The following is a 16,455-nucleotide window of genomic DNA, read 5'->3' as shown; positions in this document are numbered from 1 at the left end:
GAGAGTGTTCGTCAAGAGGATGGCGCATGCATCAAGAGGTGAGGGCGACGGCTCCCGCGCCGGGTGGTCGGGTCGCCGCGCCGCGGCTGAAATCGGTGCCGCCGCTCGCCGAACCGCCCATGCCGCGCTGGCTGGCGGCGCTGCGCGGCGAACGCGGCTTCGCCGCGGTCACCCTGACACTCGACGTCACCGCCGCGGTACTGGCCGTCGCCGCGGCTCAATGGTGGTCGGCCGTCGAGGACAACCGCAGCATCTACCTGTACGCATGGCTGTTCGTGCCGTTCGTGGTGATCATGCTGGCCACCCGATCGATGTACAAGAAGAAGCTCAACAATCGCTTCCTCGACGACTTCGAGCCGGTGGAGACGGCGGTCGCGGTAGCGGCGCTGGGGGCGTTGACCGTCATGGCGGTGGCGGTTCCGCACCTGCAGGGCGACGTGAGCGGATCTTACGTCCGGCCCAGCGACATGATGGTCCGGATCTGGGTGTGCGGCGCGATCCTGCTGCCCGCGTTCCGGCTCACCCGCTCGCTGGTCCAGCGTTACGCAGTACGCAAACTTCACCTCGGCGCGCCGGCGCTGGTGATCGGCTCCGGGTCGATCGCCCACCAACTCATCGCGCGGATGCAGCAGGTGCCCGACTACGGGCTGCGACCGGTCGGCGTCCTCGACGACGTGCGGCCCACCCAGACCGAGGTGGTCGACGTTCCCTACCTGGGAACCACCGACGACCTCGAGACCGCGGTCCGCACCACCCGGGCCACCGAACTGATCGTCGCGCCCTCGACGGTGTCGGACCAGCAGCTGGCGCGCGTCGCGCATCAGGCGCACAATCTCGGCCTGCGCGTCCGCGTGGTGCCCAGGCTGATGGACGCCGTCGGAGGGGGAGCCTGGGTCGAGCACCTCGGCGGGGTTCCGCTGGTGGTTCTCGACCACATCGACCCCAGAGGCTGGCAGTTCACCGTCAAGCACATCGGTGACCGGGTCGCCGCCGGGCTGGGGCTCGTGTTGATCTCACCGTTATTCCTGACGCTCATGGTCTTGGTCCGGTTCAGCTCCCCGGGGCCGATCTTCTTCAAGCAGCCCCGCATCGGCCGCGACGGAAAAGTGTTCGACTGCTTGAAGTTCCGCAGCATGCGCCCGCTGGACCCGGACGCGGCGGCGTTCGAGCTGAAGGAGGGTTCGGCACCGGGTGGGGTCGAGGGTGTCGACCGGCGCACCTGGATCGGCAAGATCATGCGAAAGACTTCGATGGACGAACTGCCGCAGCTGCTCAACGTGGTACGCGGCGAGATGAGCATGGTGGGCCCGCGCCCGGAGCGCCCGGAGTTCGTCGAACTGTTCGAAATCCAGATCAGGCGTTACGGCGAACGCCATCGGGTCAAGGCGGGCGTCACCGGGTGGTCGCAGGTGCACGGACTGCGCGGGCAGACATCGATCGCCGACCGGGCCGAGTTCGACAACTACTACATCGAGAACTGGTCGTTGCTGCTCGACGTCAAGATCCTGCTGCTCACCGTCGTCGCGGTCATGCGCAGTGCCGAAGACTGATTCAGCGGAGAGGGATGGGGTGGCCAATCAACCGGCGCATGTCGGCCTGATACCCGACGGGCTGCGCCGCTGGGCCAAGGCCAACGGCACCACCCTCGCCGAGGCGTACCTGCGCGGCGCCGAGAAGGTCGTCGAGATCCTGCTGGCGTTGCAGCGCAACGGCGTTCAAACCGTGTCGGTGTACAACCTCAGCCGCGCGAACCTCTCGCGCACCGGCGCAGAACTCGACGCGGTGTACGCCTCATCGGTCCATTTCTTCACCACACTGATTCCCGCCGCCTTCGATCCCGCCGTCTGCTCGGTGCGGGTGCACGGCGACCGCACGGTGCTGCCGCAGAACTACCGGGCGGCCGCCGACCGGGTGGAAGCCGCGATGACCGGCAGCGGCTTTCGCGTCAACATCCTGGCGGCCTACGACGCCTACGACGAGGTGCGCGCCGCCGCCCGGCGGGCACTCGACGACGGGTGCGACATCGTCTCGGCTCTCGACATCGGTGAGGTCGACCTGGTCATCCGGACCACCCCCGAGCCGCTGCTCAGCGGCTTCCTGCCGTTGCAGTGCCAATATGCGCAGCTGCATTTCCTTGCGACACCCCTCAACGAGCTGACCACCGAGCAGGTCGACGAACTGATCGCCGAGCATCGTCGGTTTCCCCAACTGCGGGGGCGGTAATACCCCCATGATGGCAAACAGCATGCCCCTGATCATCGGCGCCGGTCCGGCTGGTCTCACCGCTGGGCTTGCTCTGGTCGATCGCGGGGTCACGCCCACCATCCTCGAGGCCTCGGCAAACGTCGGCGGGCTGGCCCGCACCCCGACCCACGGTCAGTGGCGCCTGGACCCGGGTGGGCACCGGTTCTTCACCAAGGTCGAGGAGATCGCCGACCTGTGGCGATCGCTGCTCCCCGAGGACCAGTGGATCGCGGTACCCCGTAGCTCGGCGATGCTCGTCAACGGTCACTACGTGCGGTACCCGCTGCGCGGGCGCGACCTGGTGGGCAAGCTGGGCTGGCGCAGCGGAGCGCAGGGCCTGGGCAGCCTGCTGTGGTCGCGGATGAGTACCGGGCGCCTCGTCGTCGACGGGTCGCCCAACTTCGAGGAATGGGGCACCTACGAGTTCGGCCGGCACTGGTACGAGACGTTCTTCGACGGCTACGTCCGCAAGACGTGGCTCACCGAGCCCAGCGAGATCGCCAGCGACTGGGCCAACCAGCGGATCAAGCCCATCGACTGGCGGTTGCGCGACAACCTCGACCCCGCACAGCAGGACGTCTTCCGGTACCCGCGCCACGGCCCCGGCCAGGTCTGGGAAGCGGCCGCGGCGAACCTCAAGGCCGCCGGGGTCACGCTGGCGATGAACGCCCGGGTGGTCAGTGCGCGTCACGACCACGATGGTTGGACTGTGCACCTGGACAATGGGCAGACCGTGTCGGGCCCCGTGGTGTTCTCCAGCATGCCGCTGTCCGCGCTGATCGAAGCGCTCGACCCGCAGCCGCCGCGCCACATCCGGGCAGTGGCCGCACGCCTGCGCCACCGCGGGCTGATCACCGTGGCCGTCGCGCTGCGCAAACGCTACGACATCCCCTACAACTGGGTGTACACCCCGGGGGCGGACTGCCGGGTGGGCCGAATCCAGAACTACACGCGGTGGTCGCCCGACCTGGCCCCGGCGAACTTCGACGGAACCTACCTGGGCTTCGAGTACTACTACGACGCCGACAGCGACCTGCGCGGCGTCAGTGACCAGAAGCTGCTGAAGCTGGTCAAACGTGACCTCGAGGTGCTCGGCTGCGCGGACAGCCCCGTCGAGCACGTCATGATCTCCCGGTCCCCGTACGCCTATCCGGTGCACAACGCCACCCGCGACCGAAGCGTCGGACAGATCCGCGAATATCTGCGCCGGCACTATCCGCTGCTGTATCCGGTCGGCCGCAACGGCATGCACCGCTACGACAACCAGGACCACGCCATGGCGAGCGCCCTGCAGAGCGTCGCACTCTATTTCGGCGCGAACGTCGACCCGTGGCAGGTCAACACCGACACGCTCTACCACGAGTCCGACCTGACCAAGGGCTGAGGCCGCCCGCCTGCGCGGCGTCGGCCCGTGCTCTACCGTCAGAGCGTGTTCCGGTGGGGGAAGGTCTTTGCCGGGGTGGCCGCTCTCGCGGCGCTGTTGGTGGTCAACGGTGTCAGCGGCACGATCCTGTTCGCCCACGCGGAGTCCGACCCGTTGCGGCGGGCTGACGCGATCGTGGTGCTGGGTGGCGAACACGACGGCCGCGAAGCCTACGGCCTGGACCTCGCCGAGCAGGGTTACGCCGACACCGTCCTGCTGTCGGACCCCTACGAGCCCACCGACGAGGTGATGCAGCAGGCCTGCCGGCCCAGGCCCGATATCGAGGTGCTCTGCCGCGCACCGGAGCCGTTGACCACGCGAGGCGAGGCGATCGTGGCGCGTGACCTCGCCGAGCAGCGCGGCTGGCGCGACATCATCGTGGTCAGCTGGCGCTACCACCTGCCGCGCGCCCGCAAGATCTTCGATCAATGCTTCACCTCGCCGAGCAGGACCGCGATCATGCGTGAGGTGCCCCGCGACTACTCGATGTCGGTGCTGCAGTGGCAGTACACGTACCTCTACCAGTACGCCGCGTGGGTCAAGGCAGAGATTCAGGGACCGTGCTGATGCCGGCTCAGGAGGACTTCGAGATCCGGGAATCAGAGGTGTCGCGCAGCTGACGCTGCCGGCGGGAACGCCGCGGCCGCATCGGCGTGACATTGCCACCCCGGTGACGGTGCTCGAACTCGTCCTCGGCCGCCTCGGCGAATCCGCCGCCCGTCAGCGTCGACTCCAGCGCCTTCTCCGGGTTGCGGGCGAACTCGTCGGGGAACACGAACCGCCGGAACGCCCAGAACCGGAAGGCCATCTGCAGCAGATTGCCGATGATGTAGGCCGAGATGAAGTCGGCGACGTTCTCCGTCGCCAGCGACACCATCGGCACCCGCAGCATGAACACGTAGCTCGAGATCCACAGCGGCACCATCGCCAGCACCACGCCGACTCCGCTGACCATGAAGAACAGCAAAGCCTCGTGATGACGTTCGCGGCCGCCGCGATCCCGGAAACTCCACTCCCGATTCAGAATGTAGGAGGCGATCACCGCGACGATGCCGGCGATGATCTTGGCCGTCACCGGCTTGGGCTCGAGGATCGTCAGCTTGAGCGTGAAGAAAATCGCCGAGTCGATGACGAACGTCGTCGCACCGACGATGGCAAACTTGATCAGCTCGTGGTGCCGCTCGGCGAAAGGACGGATCGGCCCCGGAAGGCGCTTGATCGTCGCATCGGCAAAGGACACAAGCAGCGAGTGTACGGAACCAAAGCAAGAACTACCGCATCGCTGCTGCGCCGCAGGTCAATCGGGTGACCCGGGTCATGACACCATAGGCGCGTGGCAGATGACCCCACCCGTGCCCCCGCAGCCCCGCCCGTCGTCGCCATGGTCGGCGGCGGGCAACTCGCCCGGATGACCCACCAGGCGGCCATCGCGCTCGGTCAGACCCTGCGCGTGCTGGCCACCGGCAGCGACGAACCCGCAGCTCAGGTGTCACCCGACATCGTCCTGGGCTCCCACACCGACCTGGACGCGCTGCGCCGCGCCGCGGCCGGCGCCACCGTGCTGACCTTCGACCACGAGCACGTGCCGACCGAGCTGCTGAAGAAACTCGTCGCCGACGGCGTCGCTGTCGCCCCGCCCCCCGAGGCGCTGGTGCATGCCCAGGACAAGCTGGTGATGCGGCAACGCCTCGATGCCCTCGCAGCCCCGGTTCCGCGGTACTCGGCGGTGTCGTCTGTCGAGGACGTCGTCGCGTTCAGTGAATCGGTCGGCGGCCCCGTAGTCATCAAGACGGTGCGCGGGGGCTACGACGGCCGGGGCGTCGTCATGGCCTCCTCGACCGCCGAGGCGGCCGAGGTGGTCGAGCGCTACCTGGCCGACGGTGTGCCGGTGATGGTCGAGGAGAAGGTCGCCATGCGCCGTGAGCTGGCCGCGCTGGTGGCGCGCTCACCGTTCGGGCAGGGCGCGGCGTGGCCGGTGGTCGAGACCGTGCAGCGCGACGGCATCTGCGTCACCGTGATCGCCCCCGCGCCGGGGCTGGCGGAGTCGCTGGGCAGCGAGGCGTCATCGCTGGCGCTGCGACTGGCCGCCGAACTCGGCGTGGTCGGGGTGCTCGCGGTCGAGCTGTTCGAGACGCAGGACGGGCAATTGCTGGTCAACGAGCTGGCGATGCGCCCGCACAACTCCGGGCACTGGACCATGGACGGCTGCCGCACCAGCCAGTTCGAACAGCATCTCCGCGCCGTTCTGGACTACCCGCTCGGCGACACCTCGGCGCTGGCGCCGGTCACGGTGATGGGCAATGTTCTCGGGGCGCCCGAGACCCCGGGAATGTCGATGGACGAACGCGTGCACCACCTGTTCGCCCGGATGCCTGACGCCAAGGTGCATCTGTACGGCAAACAGGAGCGCCCCGGGCGCAAGATCGGGCACGTCAACCTGGTGGGCTCGGACTGGCAGCTGCTGCGGGAGCGCGCGGAGCTGGCGGCACACTGGTTGTCGCACGCGCAATGGACCGACGGATGGGATCCGCACGCATGAGCCGCGGACGCGAGGAGCAGAAATGAATAGCGCCAGGGTGGGCCTGATCATGGGCAGCGACAGCGACTGGCCGGTGATGGGCGAGGCCGCTGAGGCGCTCGCCGAATTCGAGGTGCCCTTCGAGGTCGGGGTCATCTCCGCGCACCGCACCCCGGGCCGGATGCTGGCCTACGCGCAGGAGGCGGCCGGGCGCGGCATCGAGGTGATCATCGCCGGGGCCGGGGGAGCGGCGCACCTGCCGGGCATGGTGGCCTCGGCGACCCCGCTGCCGGTGATCGGGGTGCCGGTGCCGCTGGCACGCCTCGACGGCCTGGATTCGCTGCTGTCGATCGTGCAGATGCCCGCCGGCGTGCCGGTGGCGACGGTGTCCATCGGAGGCGCCCGCAACGCAGGCCTGCTGGCGGTGCGCATCCTGGGCGCCACCGATGCCCGGCTGCGCGAGAAGATGACCAACTTTCAGGCCGGGCTCGAACAGATGGTGCTGGAAAAGGATTCGGCGCTGCGTCAGAAGCTGCTCGGCGACTGACCTTCCCCGAGTATTCGGCCCGCCACGGCGAGCGACAAAGTCGCTTGTTGCCTAGGGATACAACCGTTTTGGCGACTTTGCCGCTCGCGATGGGCAGGTCGTGCGGGAGCCGTCAGGACGCCTGAAGCTCGAGAACCGGAGCCTCTTCGCGGGTCACGAACGGCACGGACACCGGGAGGTGGCCGGTCAGGGCCGCGTGCTCTCCGACGTCGACAACCGCCGACCCGCGCATCAGGCGAGTGTGACCGCTCCAGCCGCACTGACACTGCGCGACGTGGCGGAAGCTCCGGCCTGCGACGAATACCTGCATAGTCCGAAAATTACCCATGACGTCTTTGAAACAACCACGATGGACCTGAAGCTTCCCTGAGAAGGCCCACGTGCTCCGGTGTAGCGATAACACTGTGGTCACGGGCCTATAGCGAGGAGATGACGATGGGTGGTTCGGCCGGGAATCCTGATTTCGATTTGTTCCAGTTGCCCGCCGAGCATCGGGAGTTGCGGGCGGCGATCCGTGCTCTGTGTGAGAAGGAGATCGCGCCGTTTGCCGCGCAGGTCGATGAGCAGTCGCGGTTCCCGGTCGAGGCGTTGGAGGCGTTGAACGCTTCGGGGTTCAACGCGGTGCATGTGCCCGAGGAATATGGCGGGCAGGGTGCCGATTCGGTGGCGGCGTGCATTGTGATCGAGGAAGTGGCGCGCGTCGATGCCTCGGCGTCGTTGATTCCGGCGGTCAACAAGTTGGGCACGATGGGGTTGATCCTGCGCGGTTCTGAGCAGCTCAAGGCTCAGGTGTTGCCGGCGATCGCGGCCGGGGAGGCGATGGCCTCCTATGCGCTCTCCGAGCGCGAGGCCGGTTCGGATGCCGCGGCGATGCGCACCCGGGCGGCCGCTGACGGGGACGGCTGGGTGCTCAACGGGGCCAAGTGCTGGATCACCAACGGCGGCCGCTCGTCGTGGTACACGGTGATGGCGGTCACCGATGCGGACAAGGGTGCCAACGGGATCTCGGCGTTCATGGTCCACGACACCGATGAGGGCTTCAGCGTCGGACCCAAGGAGAAAAAGCTGGGCATCAAGGGGTCGCCGACCACCGAACTGTATTTCGAGAACTGCCGCATCCCCGGTGACCGGATCATCGGCGAGCCCGGTACCGGGTTCAAGACCGCGTTGGCCACCCTGGATCACACCCGCCCCACCATCGGCGCCCAGGCCGTCGGGATCGCCCAGGGCGCGGTGGATGCCGCGATCGCCTACACCAAAGACCGTAAACAGTTCGGCCGCCCGATCGCCGAGAACCAGGCAGTGGCGTTCATGCTCGCCGACATGGCGATGAAGGTCGAAGCCTCCCGGCTGATGGTGTACTCGGCCGCCGCGCGCGCCGAACGCGGCGAAGCAGAGCTGGGCTTCATCTCCGCGGCGTCGAAGTGCCTGGCCTCCGATGTGGCCATGGAGGTCACCACCGACGCCGTGCAACTGTTCGGCGGGGCCGGCTACACCAGCGACTTCCCCGTCGAACGCATGATGCGCGACGCCAAGATCACCCAGATCTACGAAGGCACCAACCAAATCCAACGCGTCGTCATGAGCCGCGCCCTCCTCAAATAACCACCCCTGCGAATTGGCGTTCCCGGGCGCCCGTCGCGCTGGGTAATCTGGGCAGGTGGAATCCGGTGACCTCGAACCGCGCGTCGAAGCCCTGGAAAACCAGGTGCGCGAGCTGACGGACACGGTGCAGAGAAGTCAGCAGGACGCGGCGGCGGCACGGGTACTGGCCGGGGCGGCCGACCGCGACGTCGGAGAGATCCGCGGGGAGCTTCGTGACTTCCGCAACGCCACGGCCGCGAGCTTCAACGCGATGCGGCAGGACTTCACCGACCTGCGCGCCGAGTTCGCCGACCTGCGCAGCCACGTCGACAGCGGCTTCGCCGAGATGCGCGGCAAGTTCGACGCCACCGCGGCGGGTCAACAGCAGATTGTCGACCTGCTCAATTCGATCATCGACAAGCCCGCCGAATAGGCCACGATCAGGCCTGACGCAGGTGGGTGATGTCGCCGGCCGACACGGTCACCGTCGCGCCCGCCTTGTCGATGAGCAGCCGGCCGGCGTCATCGATACCTGTTGCCATGCCGATGATTTCGGTGTCCCCGGGTAGCACCGCGCGGACCTTTGTGCCGATCGTGGCGCTGCTGCTGCGGTAGTCGGCGGCCAGCTCGGCGTCCGCGCCGCCGCAGGCCCGCCAGTGCGCCAACCGGGTGTCCAACTCCTGCAGCAGCGCGATGGCCAGCTCGTTGCGGTCGGCGTCGTGGCCCAGCATCGACAGCGAGACGGCGTTCGGGTCGGGCAGCTCGGCCTCGGTGAACGACACATTGAGCCCGAGCCCGATCACCACCGTCGGTCCGGTGACTTCGGCCAGGATGCCGGCCAGCTTGCCGGAGCCCACCAGCACGTCGTTGGGCCACTTGAGGCCCGCATCGATCCCGAAATCGCGCACGGTCTGTACCACGACAAGCCCGGTGAGCAGCGGCAGCCATCCCCAGCCCGCCGCGGCCACCCCGCTGGTGTCGACCGCCACCGACATCGAGATCTGCGACCGCGGCGGCGCCGACCAACTGCGGCCGTGCCGTCCCCGCCCGGCGCTCTGGAATTCGGCCAGCAGCACCGCCCCGGCGATGTCCTCGCCGCCGGCCGCCCGGGAGATGAGGTCGGCGTTCGTCGAACCGGTCTGCTCGACCACATCGACGCGACGCCACCGGGTACCCGAGGCGGCGGCGCGAAGCAGGTCAACGTCGAGGGCGGTGCGCTCGGTCACACGACGAGAATAGTCGGCGTGTAGCCGTCGCTGAGCGCACGGTGCCGGGCTTCGACCCGGGCCATCCCGGCGGGGCAAGGATAATTACAGCATTCGACGTTCACCGGAACTGTCATCTCGTCCCACCTGTTCGGGGCGGATACCGGGCACCAAGCACTCGATCAGGCTGGCCCAATGCTCGATCGCAGCGTCCTCGTCGAGGACGGATTCGCGGTACCGGCGTCCATTGAGGCCGAATTGATTTGCCGCCTCCGGGTCTGCAGTGACGGCCAGAATGGCGTCCACGAGCGCCTCGGGTGCGCCTGAGCGGACCACCACTCCCGCGCCCGCCGCTAGTACTTCCGAGGCGGTGATCCCATCGAGGTCGGTAGCGGCCACCACTGGCCGCCCAGCATCGAAGTAAGACGTGAGCTTGCTCGGCACAGCCATCGCCGACACTCCAGGCTTCTCATTGACCAGGAGAACATCGGCGGCATTGAGCGCCAATCGGTACTCGGCGTCGCCCAGCGGGTCGACGAATGAAATTCGGGAAATGCCGCGAGCGCGCTCTTCCAGCATGGCTCGCTCGCCGCCGTCTCCGACGAGCAGGAAATGGACTGATGCTTCACGCTGATCTGCCAAGCGTGCCGCGTCAACGATGGTTTCCAGACCCTGCTTTGCGCCCATGTTCCCGGTGTGCACCGCGAGCGCGATGTCTTCCGGCCAGCCTAGCGCTGCCTTCGCCGAAGCCGGGTCAATCGGTTCTGACTTCGGTAGGTGCGTCCAGTTTCGCACCACCGTCACCCGCGATTTCTCGACACCGAGCTGTTGGGAGAGGAAGTCCGCGAAGCGCTGATGGATGACGACAACACGGTCTGTACTGCGCAGAGTGCGCGATTCCACCCACTGCATGATCCGACGTGCGGTCTGGCCGCCTTCGTTCGTCTCCGTCATCCCGAGTGAGTAGATGTCCTGCACCCACACAATCAGCGGTGGCCGGTGCGGGCTCAACCGCATTCGGAGCACGGCGAGCGTCGTAGAAAATAGTGAAGGCGCGACGGCAATCGTCAATTGCGGTTTGTCCCATCGTGCGAATGCCAGCCTCAGCCCAAAGCTCAGTTCTGAGAACAGCCGGCGCACGCCCCGGGGTGAATGTGGCACGTAATGGAGCCGGCGGTGCACCTCCACGCCGTCGATGTTCTCGGTTCGAGACCATGCACCATAACCCGCGTGGATCTTCCACTGGGGGTAGTGCGGATGCGCCACATGTGCCGTCACCCGAAACCCGCGGCGCCGCAGACCGACGGCGAGCCCGCCTGTGTACGGCGCAATGCCAGTGTGTTCAGGCGGATAATTCAGCCCGAGTATCGAAATATCAGGACGCGACGGCATACCCAGGGAGCCTAAAGCGTCCTCACAACATTAAGGACTCTTGGTGTGGGTGCGCGGACAGGTCACTTTCCTGCGTACGAAAGGACATTGGGCGACTCCGGCGTCAGCCACCTGCTCGCGCTAGGTTTCCAACCGGTTCAGGACTGTGGCCCGGTGTCGCCGGCGGTTCCTGACGGATCCAGGCCTAGCTGCTCGGTGGGCCCACCGGAGCCGGTTCCAGCGTCTCCAGCAACTGAGCCGTCTGCTCGTGCCGGGCCGCGGCACGTCGCAGCGCGCCGAAGCCGGAGACGAACGCGACCATCGCAGCCAGCGCCCACGCGTTGCCCAGAACCCATTCCCACGTCGTCGCGGTCGGGGCCGTCACCAGCCAATAGGAGGCGATGATCACTAGGAGGTAGCCGCCGTAGATGTCGAGCCGGCCCTCGGCGCTGGCATGCCAGCCGGGCTGGCGACGGTTGAAGACGTGCCACATCGTCAGTGCCACACTGACCGCTATCGCAGTGATGGTCGACGACATCGGCGGACCTCCCCGTATTTGCCAACACTGTCACGCTCCGACCAGTTTCAGTGTGACGCACGCAACTGAGAACAGTGTGAGGCTACGGAAACGATATGGTCACGGTAGCGCCCGTGTCAATTTCTCGTTAACTCTTCGGCGCTCCAGCAAAGCCGGGTCCAAATTCGCCATCTGCACCAGTGAAGCGCCGGCCACGTAGACCGCCAACAACTTCGTCACCAGGTCATCGCCGGTTTCCCAACCCGCCGTCGAGGCCACCCGGTCCTCGGCCGCCAACCCCTGCGCCTCGGCCGAAGCCCGCGCGGCGGCCAGCACCTCGTCCACCGGCCTGCCGTCCAACGCCGGCCCCGGCGCCTGCTCGGGGACCACCTGATCGCCGTGCACCCGCACCGCCGTCGCGTAATCGGTCACCCCGACCGGCAGATCCGGCACCGACTTGCCGAACGGATCCAGCGACAACACCGCCACCTCACCCATCCCGACCGCGTCGTCGGCCTCGGTCAACCGGTCGGCGGTGCACAGGGCGACCTCGCAGTCACCGTCACCGCCGGACAGCACCACCTCGGCCCCGATCCACCAGATACCGAACAGCACCGCCGCGGTCTGCCAGTGGGCCGGCAGCAGCACCGCCACCCGGCTGCCCGCCCCGGCCCCGAGCTCGTCACGCAGCAGATTGCCGGTCTTGGCGGCCCAGTTCGCCAACGTCACCGTCGACAACTCGATGCGCTCACCGGTGGCGTCGTCGTAATAGGTGATCCGCGGACCGGCCGGGTTCTCGGCCAGCAGCGGATCCAGGATCGCCGAACTGAGGTTCGTCACGTCAGTTCACGCACTGAGGATCATCCGAGCCGGCCGTGATGATCTCCGGCGGCGCCGGCAACACCTCACCGGTGTCGGTCACCGTCCCGGTCTCCATCGTGTCCCCGCCCATCAGCGTGACGTCGGTGCCGTCCAGCCCCGCACCCGGGCCGGTGTAGTCGGCGGCCAGCACCACCTGCACCGTGCCCGCAGGCACCGACGCATCCTCGACCACCGGCAGCCCACCCAGATCGGCCGCCACCGCCTGAGCGCCCAGGTCCTCCAGCGACGCTGCCCGCACCTGGCTGGTGTCGACCCGCTCACCTTCGTTGTTGCCGACATTGCCGGGGGTGAAGCCCTTGGTCGCCAGCACATGCGACACCGCGGCGGCCAGCCCGTTGATGTCGGTGTCGTTGAGCACCTCGGCGATGGTCTTGTCCGGGCTGTAGGCCAACTCCTCGGTGTTGCCCTCATCCTGCTCGCTGAGCAGGCTGGTCACCCATTCCTTGACCTCGGTCGGGTTGAGCCGCACCACGCTCTGCATGCCGTCGTCGCTCCAGCCCGCCTCCTCGACGATCGGGATGGTGGCGAACGCGACGTTGCCGCCGGCCAACTCCTGCAGCTGAGAGACGAAATCCATGATGTCCCAGTCGTCGGAGAGCACCACCGACCGCTGCACCGCGTCCTCCAGCCGGTTCAGCGTGGCCGGACTCGACAGCGTCTGACTCGAGATGACGTCGTGGGCCAGCGAAGCCATCACCGCCTGCTGGCGGGTCACCCGGTCCAGGTCGCCGCGCGGCAGATCGTGGCGCTGCCGCACGAAGCTCAGCGCCTGCGGCCCGTTGAGCTTCTGCCAGCCCGCCGGGAAATCGGCACCCGAAAGCGGCTCGTAGACAGGGGCGTTGAGACACACATCGACCCCGCCCAGAGCGTCGGTGATCAATGCGAACCCGAGCAGGCCGATCTCGGCGTAGTGGTCGACCGTCACCCCGGTCAGGTTCGCCACCGTCTTGATCAGCTCCTCGCGGCCGGCGGCCTTGGCTTCGGGCTCGGCCACCGCGGCGTCCACGCCCTGCTGCTCGACGAGCTCCTTCATCTCCTCCAGATGCACCGACCCGTACACCCCGTTGATCTTCATCTTGCCCAGCCCGGGCGCCTCGACGTAGGAGTCCCGCGGGATCGAGATCGCCGTCGCCGACTTCCCGTTGTTCGGGATGCGCACCAGGATGATCGTGTCGGTGTTGGTGGCGACGTCGTCGCCGGCCCGCAACACCGCCAGCTCCTCGGCGCTGAGCGGATTGCCGTGCGCGTCGGTACGACTGTCCATCCCGACCAGCAGGATGTCGATGGCGCCGTCCTCGCCGCCGCCGCCGAGAGCAACCGGGTTGATGTGGTTGATGCCGGATTCGAAGGCGCGGATCTTGCCCCACGCGACCCCGGTGGCCACGACGATCGCCATCGCCATCGCCACCGAAATGGCGCGCATCAACTGAGCTGCAGGCATTTGCCCAGGCTACTGGCGACAAGGCCGGGAACCGGGGAGGTGACACGGGCGTGCCAAACTCGTGACATGACCGGACGAATCGTTATTTCAGGAGCCGGCGGCATGGTGGGACGGGCGTTGGCTGGTCAGGCCCGCGCCCGCGGACGCGATGTGTCGGCGCTCACCTCAGCGGACTGGGACATCACCGACGCCACCGCCGCCGAGCGGTTCATCGCCGCCGGCGACGTGGTCGTCAACTGCGCGGCCTACACCAAGGTCGACGCCGCCGAAACCGACCCCGAGCGGGCCTTCGCCGTCAACGTCACCGGCGCTGAGAACGTCGCACACGCCTGCGCCCGCGCCGGCGCCGAACTCATCCACATCTCCACCGACTACGTGTTCAGCGGCGACTTCAGCGACGTCCCCGGCGGCGGGCCCCGGCCCTACGACATCGACGACGCCACCGGGCCGCTGTCGGTGTACGGGCGAACCAAACTGCGCGGCGAAGGCGCGGTGCTGGCCGCGATGCCCGATGCGCACATCGTCCGCACCTCCTGGATCTACCAGGGCGGCGACACCGGCACCGACTTCGTCGCCGCGATGCGCCGGGCCGCCGCGGGCGCCGATCCCGTCGACGCCGTCGCCGACCAGACCGGCTCACCGACCTCCGTGGCCGACCTGTGCGGGGCGCTGCTGCAGATCGCCGACGGCGCCATCCGCGAACCCCTGCTGCACGCCGCCAACGCCGGCGCCGTCAGCCGCTACGAACAGGCCCAGGCCGTCTTCGCCGAGCTCGGCGCCGACCCGGCCCGGGTCCGGCCGGTGAGCAGCGACAAGGCCCCCAGGCCCGCCCCGCGCCCGCCGTACTCGGCACTGTCGGCGACCAAATCGGCGCAGGCCGGGCTCGCGCCGCTGCGCTCCTGGCGCGACGCCCTAACCGAGGCGCTGCTCGCCCCGGCCTGACACCGCGGCAGCGTTTCACGCCGCCGCGCCAGCTACTCTCGACGCCGTGAGATGGGCAGCACCCGAGTGAGCGACGAACTCCACGTCGTGACGGTGACGTACTCACCCGGTGCCCACCTGGACCGATTCCTGGCCACGCTGGCGCACGCTACCGACCGGCCGGTGACCGTCATCATGGCCGACAACGGCTCCACCGACGGCGCACCCGAAGAGGCCGTGCAGCGCTACCCCAACGCGCACCTGCTGCACACCGGCGGCAACCTCGGCTACGGCACCGCCATCAACCGCGCCGTCGCCGAATACGGGCTGACGGACTGCTGTGATTTTTTTGTGGTCGCCAACCCCGACGTGCAGTGGGGCCCGCGCAGCATCGACCTGCTGCTCGAGGCGGCGACCCGCTGGCCGTCCGCCGGATCGTTCGGGCCACTGATCCACGACCCGGACGGCTCGGTGTACCCGTCGGCCCGTCACCAGCCCAGCATCATCCGCGGCGGCATGCATGCCGTGGTCGGGCCGCTGTGGCCGTCCAACCCGTGGACCGCGGCCTACCGCCAGGACCGCGCCGACCCGAGCGAACGCCCGGTGGGCTGGCTGTCCGGATCGTGCCTGTTGCTGCGCAGCGCTGCCTACGCTCAGGTGACCGGCTTCGACGAGCGCTACTTCATGTACATGGAAGACGTCGACCTGGGCGACCGGCTCGGCCGGGCCGGCTGGCAGAGCATCTACGTGCCCAGCGCCGAGGTGTTGCACGCCAAGGGGCACTCCACCGGCCGGGACCCGGCCCGCAACCTGGCCGCCCACCACGTCAGCACCTACACTTTTCTCGCAGATCGCTACCCCAGCTGGTACCAGGCCCCGTTACGGTGGGCGTTCAGGGGGGCGTTGGGGGCGCGGGCCGGCCTGGTGGTCCGCAATTCACGTCGAAAGTCGCGTAGGGCGCAGGCGAAAGGGCTTCGCTGATGGTCAACCCGGCACAGGTCGATGCAGTCGTACTGGTCGGTGGGATGGGCACCCGATTGCGTCCGCTGACGCTGTCGGCTCCCAAACCCATGCTGCCGACGGCGGGGCTGGCCTTCCTGACCCACCTGCTGTCCCGCATCGCCGACGCCGGCATCGAGCACGTCGTGCTCGGCACCTCGTACAAGGCGCGGGTTTTCGAGCAGGAGTTCGGTGACGGATCCAAGCTCGGCCTGCAGATCGACTACGTCGTCGAGAACGAACCGATGGGCACCGGCGGCGGCATCGCCAACGTCGCGTCCAAACTGCGCCACGACACCGCGATCGTGTTCAACGGCGACGTGCTGTCCGGTTGCGACCTGCGCGCACTGCTCGATTCGCACTCCGAGCGCGACGCCGACCTCACCCTGCACCTCGTGCGCGTCGGAGATCCGCGCGCCTTCGGTTGTGTGCCAACCGATTCCGACGGTGTGGTGACGGCCTTCCTGGAGAAGACCCAGGATCCGCCGACCGACCAGATCAACGCCGGCTGCTACGTGTTCAACCGTGACGTCATCTCGCGCATCCCCACCGACCGTGCGGTGTCGGTGGAGCGTGAAGTCTTCCCGCAACTGCTGACCGACGGCCTCAAGGTGTGCGGCTACGTCGACTCCACCTACTGGCGCGACATGGGTACCCCCGAGGACTTCGTGCGCGGCTCGGCCGATCTGGTGCGCGGCATCGCGCCCTCGCCCGCGCTGAAGGGCCACCGCGGCGAATCGCTGGTGCACGACGGCGCCGGCGTGGCGCCCGGGGCCCTGCTGATCGGCGGCACCGTGGTGGGC

The 16,455-nt window shown here is 68.0% G+C and carries 18 protein-coding genes; 12 read left to right on the top strand and 6 right to left on the bottom strand.

Features of this window, described 5'->3' with window-relative positions:
- The first annotated feature begins 26 nt into the window (after nt 1–26).
- From ACXAID_RS02765 to ACXAID_RS02750, 4 genes are read left to right on the top strand one after another with little or no spacing between them, the layout of a single operon-like run.
- On the top strand, nt 27–1,550 hold the full coding sequence (locus ACXAID_RS02765; protein ID WP_475020649.1) for a sugar transferase: 1,524 nt from the start codon (nt 27–29) through the stop codon (nt 1,548–1,550).
- A gap of 19 nt (nt 1,551–1,569) precedes the next feature.
- A complete protein-coding gene (locus tag ACXAID_RS02760) occupies nt 1,570–2,223 on the top strand; it encodes an undecaprenyl diphosphate synthase family protein (protein ID WP_475020648.1) in 654 nt (217 codons plus the stop codon).
- 7 nt (nt 2,224–2,230) lie between these two features.
- Entirely contained in the window at nt 2,231–3,628 is a 1,398-nt protein-coding gene (locus tag ACXAID_RS02755) for an FAD-dependent oxidoreductase (protein WP_475020647.1), read from the top strand.
- Between the two features lie 45 nt (nt 3,629–3,673).
- Nucleotides 3,674–4,234 (top strand): YdcF family protein, encoded by a 561-nt coding sequence (locus ACXAID_RS02750; protein WP_475020646.1) that lies wholly within the window; start codon nt 3,674–3,676, stop codon nt 4,232–4,234.
- A 7-nt stretch (nt 4,235–4,241) separates the two neighbouring features.
- Here the strand turns inward: ACXAID_RS02750 and ACXAID_RS02745 are convergent, their stop codons facing one another.
- Entirely contained in the window at nt 4,242–4,907 is a 666-nt protein-coding gene (locus ACXAID_RS02745) for a GtrA family protein (RefSeq protein WP_475020645.1), read from the bottom strand.
- A gap of 93 nt (nt 4,908–5,000) precedes the next feature.
- Between ACXAID_RS02745 and ACXAID_RS02740 the strand changes: the two genes are divergently transcribed.
- The 5 genes from ACXAID_RS02740 (at nt 5,001) to ACXAID_RS02720 (ending at nt 8,749) form a co-directional block, all read left to right on the top strand.
- Entirely contained in the window at nt 5,001–6,206 is a 1,206-nt protein-coding gene (locus ACXAID_RS02740; protein WP_475020644.1) for a 5-(carboxyamino)imidazole ribonucleotide synthase, read from the top strand.
- 22 nt (nt 6,207–6,228) lie between these two features.
- Nucleotides 6,229–6,732: a 5-(carboxyamino)imidazole ribonucleotide mutase gene (gene purE, locus ACXAID_RS02735; RefSeq protein WP_475020643.1), complete on the top strand. Its 504-nt coding sequence runs from the start codon at nt 6,229–6,231 to the stop codon at nt 6,730–6,732.
- Between the two features lie 178 nt (nt 6,733–6,910).
- Nucleotides 6,911–7,102: a hypothetical protein gene (locus ACXAID_RS02730; protein WP_475020642.1), complete on the top strand. Its 192-nt coding sequence runs from the start codon at nt 6,911–6,913 to the stop codon at nt 7,100–7,102.
- 65 nt (nt 7,103–7,167) lie between these two features.
- Nucleotides 7,168–8,337 carry an acyl-CoA dehydrogenase family protein gene (locus ACXAID_RS02725; RefSeq protein ID WP_475020641.1) on the top strand — a complete coding sequence of 390 codons (1,170 nt, stop codon included), beginning with the start codon at nt 7,168–7,170 and terminating at the stop codon, nt 8,335–8,337.
- A 55-nt stretch (nt 8,338–8,392) separates the two neighbouring features.
- Nucleotides 8,393–8,749 carry a hypothetical protein gene (locus ACXAID_RS02720; RefSeq protein ID WP_475020640.1) on the top strand — a complete coding sequence of 119 codons (357 nt, stop codon included), beginning with the start codon at nt 8,393–8,395 and terminating at the stop codon, nt 8,747–8,749.
- A 7-nt stretch (nt 8,750–8,756) separates the two neighbouring features.
- On the opposite strand, the gene ACXAID_RS02715 is transcribed toward ACXAID_RS02720, so the two are convergent.
- The 5 genes from ACXAID_RS02715 to ACXAID_RS02695 all read right to left on the bottom strand — a co-directional run bounded on the left by ACXAID_RS02715 (nt 8,757) and on the right by ACXAID_RS02695 (nt 13,732).
- Complete coding sequence (locus tag ACXAID_RS02715) at nt 8,757–9,542, bottom strand: biotin--[acetyl-CoA-carboxylase] ligase (protein ID WP_475020639.1); 786 nt, start codon at nt 9,540–9,542, stop codon at nt 8,757–8,759.
- An 84-nt stretch (nt 9,543–9,626) separates the two neighbouring features.
- Nucleotides 9,627–10,913, bottom strand: a complete 1,287-nt coding sequence (locus ACXAID_RS02710) for a glycosyltransferase (protein WP_475020638.1) — start codon at nt 10,911–10,913, stop codon at nt 9,627–9,629.
- 184 nt (nt 10,914–11,097) lie between these two features.
- Nucleotides 11,098–11,430: a hypothetical protein gene (locus ACXAID_RS02705; RefSeq protein ID WP_475020637.1), complete on the bottom strand. Its 333-nt coding sequence runs from the start codon at nt 11,428–11,430 to the stop codon at nt 11,098–11,100.
- A gap of 99 nt (nt 11,431–11,529) precedes the next feature.
- A complete protein-coding gene (locus tag ACXAID_RS02700) occupies nt 11,530–12,249 on the bottom strand; it encodes a TIGR03089 family protein (protein WP_475020636.1) in 720 nt (239 codons plus the stop codon).
- A gap of 1 nt (nt 12,250) precedes the next feature.
- Nucleotides 12,251–13,732: an LCP family protein gene (locus ACXAID_RS02695; protein WP_475020635.1), complete on the bottom strand. Its 1,482-nt coding sequence runs from the start codon at nt 13,730–13,732 to the stop codon at nt 12,251–12,253.
- 66 nt (nt 13,733–13,798) lie between these two features.
- Here ACXAID_RS02695 and rfbD point away from each other — a divergent pair, with 66 nt between their 5' ends.
- From rfbD to manB, 3 genes are all read left to right on the top strand, one after another.
- Entirely contained in the window at nt 13,799–14,674 is an 876-nt protein-coding gene (gene rfbD / locus ACXAID_RS02690; protein ID WP_475020634.1) for a dTDP-4-dehydrorhamnose reductase, read from the top strand.
- A 66-nt stretch (nt 14,675–14,740) separates the two neighbouring features.
- On the top strand, nt 14,741–15,634 hold the full coding sequence (locus ACXAID_RS02685) for a glycosyltransferase family 2 protein (RefSeq protein ID WP_475020633.1): 894 nt from the start codon (nt 14,741–14,743) through the stop codon (nt 15,632–15,634).
- A partial coding sequence (manB, locus tag ACXAID_RS02680; RefSeq protein ID WP_475020632.1) for a mannose-1-phosphate guanylyltransferase occupies nt 15,634–16,455 on the top strand: 822 nt, incomplete at its 3' end. The genes ACXAID_RS02685 and manB, both read left to right, overlap by 1 nt.

The sequence above is a fragment of the Mycobacterium sp. ABE4_509 genome (genome assembly GCF_056160785.1).
The sequence above is the reverse complement of the archived record's forward strand: the minus strand, read 5'-3'. Positions and strand labels throughout refer to the sequence as shown.

Bases quoted from the DNA above. Each gene is read 5' to 3' on its own strand.
- ACXAID_RS02765 (WP_475020649.1), top strand. From the start codon at position 27: ATGCATCAAGAGGTGAGGGCGACGGCTCCCGCGCCGGGTGGTCGGGTC.
- ACXAID_RS02755 (WP_475020647.1), top strand. From the start codon at position 2,231: ATGATGGCAAACAGCATGCCCCTGATCATCGGCGCCGGTCCGGCTGGT.
- purE (WP_475020643.1), top strand. From the start codon at position 6,229: ATGAATAGCGCCAGGGTGGGCCTGATCATGGGCAGCGACAGCGACTGG.
- ACXAID_RS02725 (WP_475020641.1), top strand. From the start codon at position 7,168: ATGGGTGGTTCGGCCGGGAATCCTGATTTCGATTTGTTCCAGTTGCCC.
- ACXAID_RS02710 (WP_475020638.1), bottom strand. From the start codon at position 10,913: ATGCCGTCGCGTCCTGATATTTCGATACTCGGGCTGAATTATCCGCCT.
- ACXAID_RS02705 (WP_475020637.1), bottom strand. From the start codon at position 11,430: ATGTCGTCGACCATCACTGCGATAGCGGTCAGTGTGGCACTGACGATG.
- ACXAID_RS02695 (WP_475020635.1), bottom strand. From the start codon at position 13,732: ATGCCTGCAGCTCAGTTGATGCGCGCCATTTCGGTGGCGATGGCGATG.
- rfbD (WP_475020634.1), top strand. From the start codon at position 13,799: ATGACCGGACGAATCGTTATTTCAGGAGCCGGCGGCATGGTGGGACGG.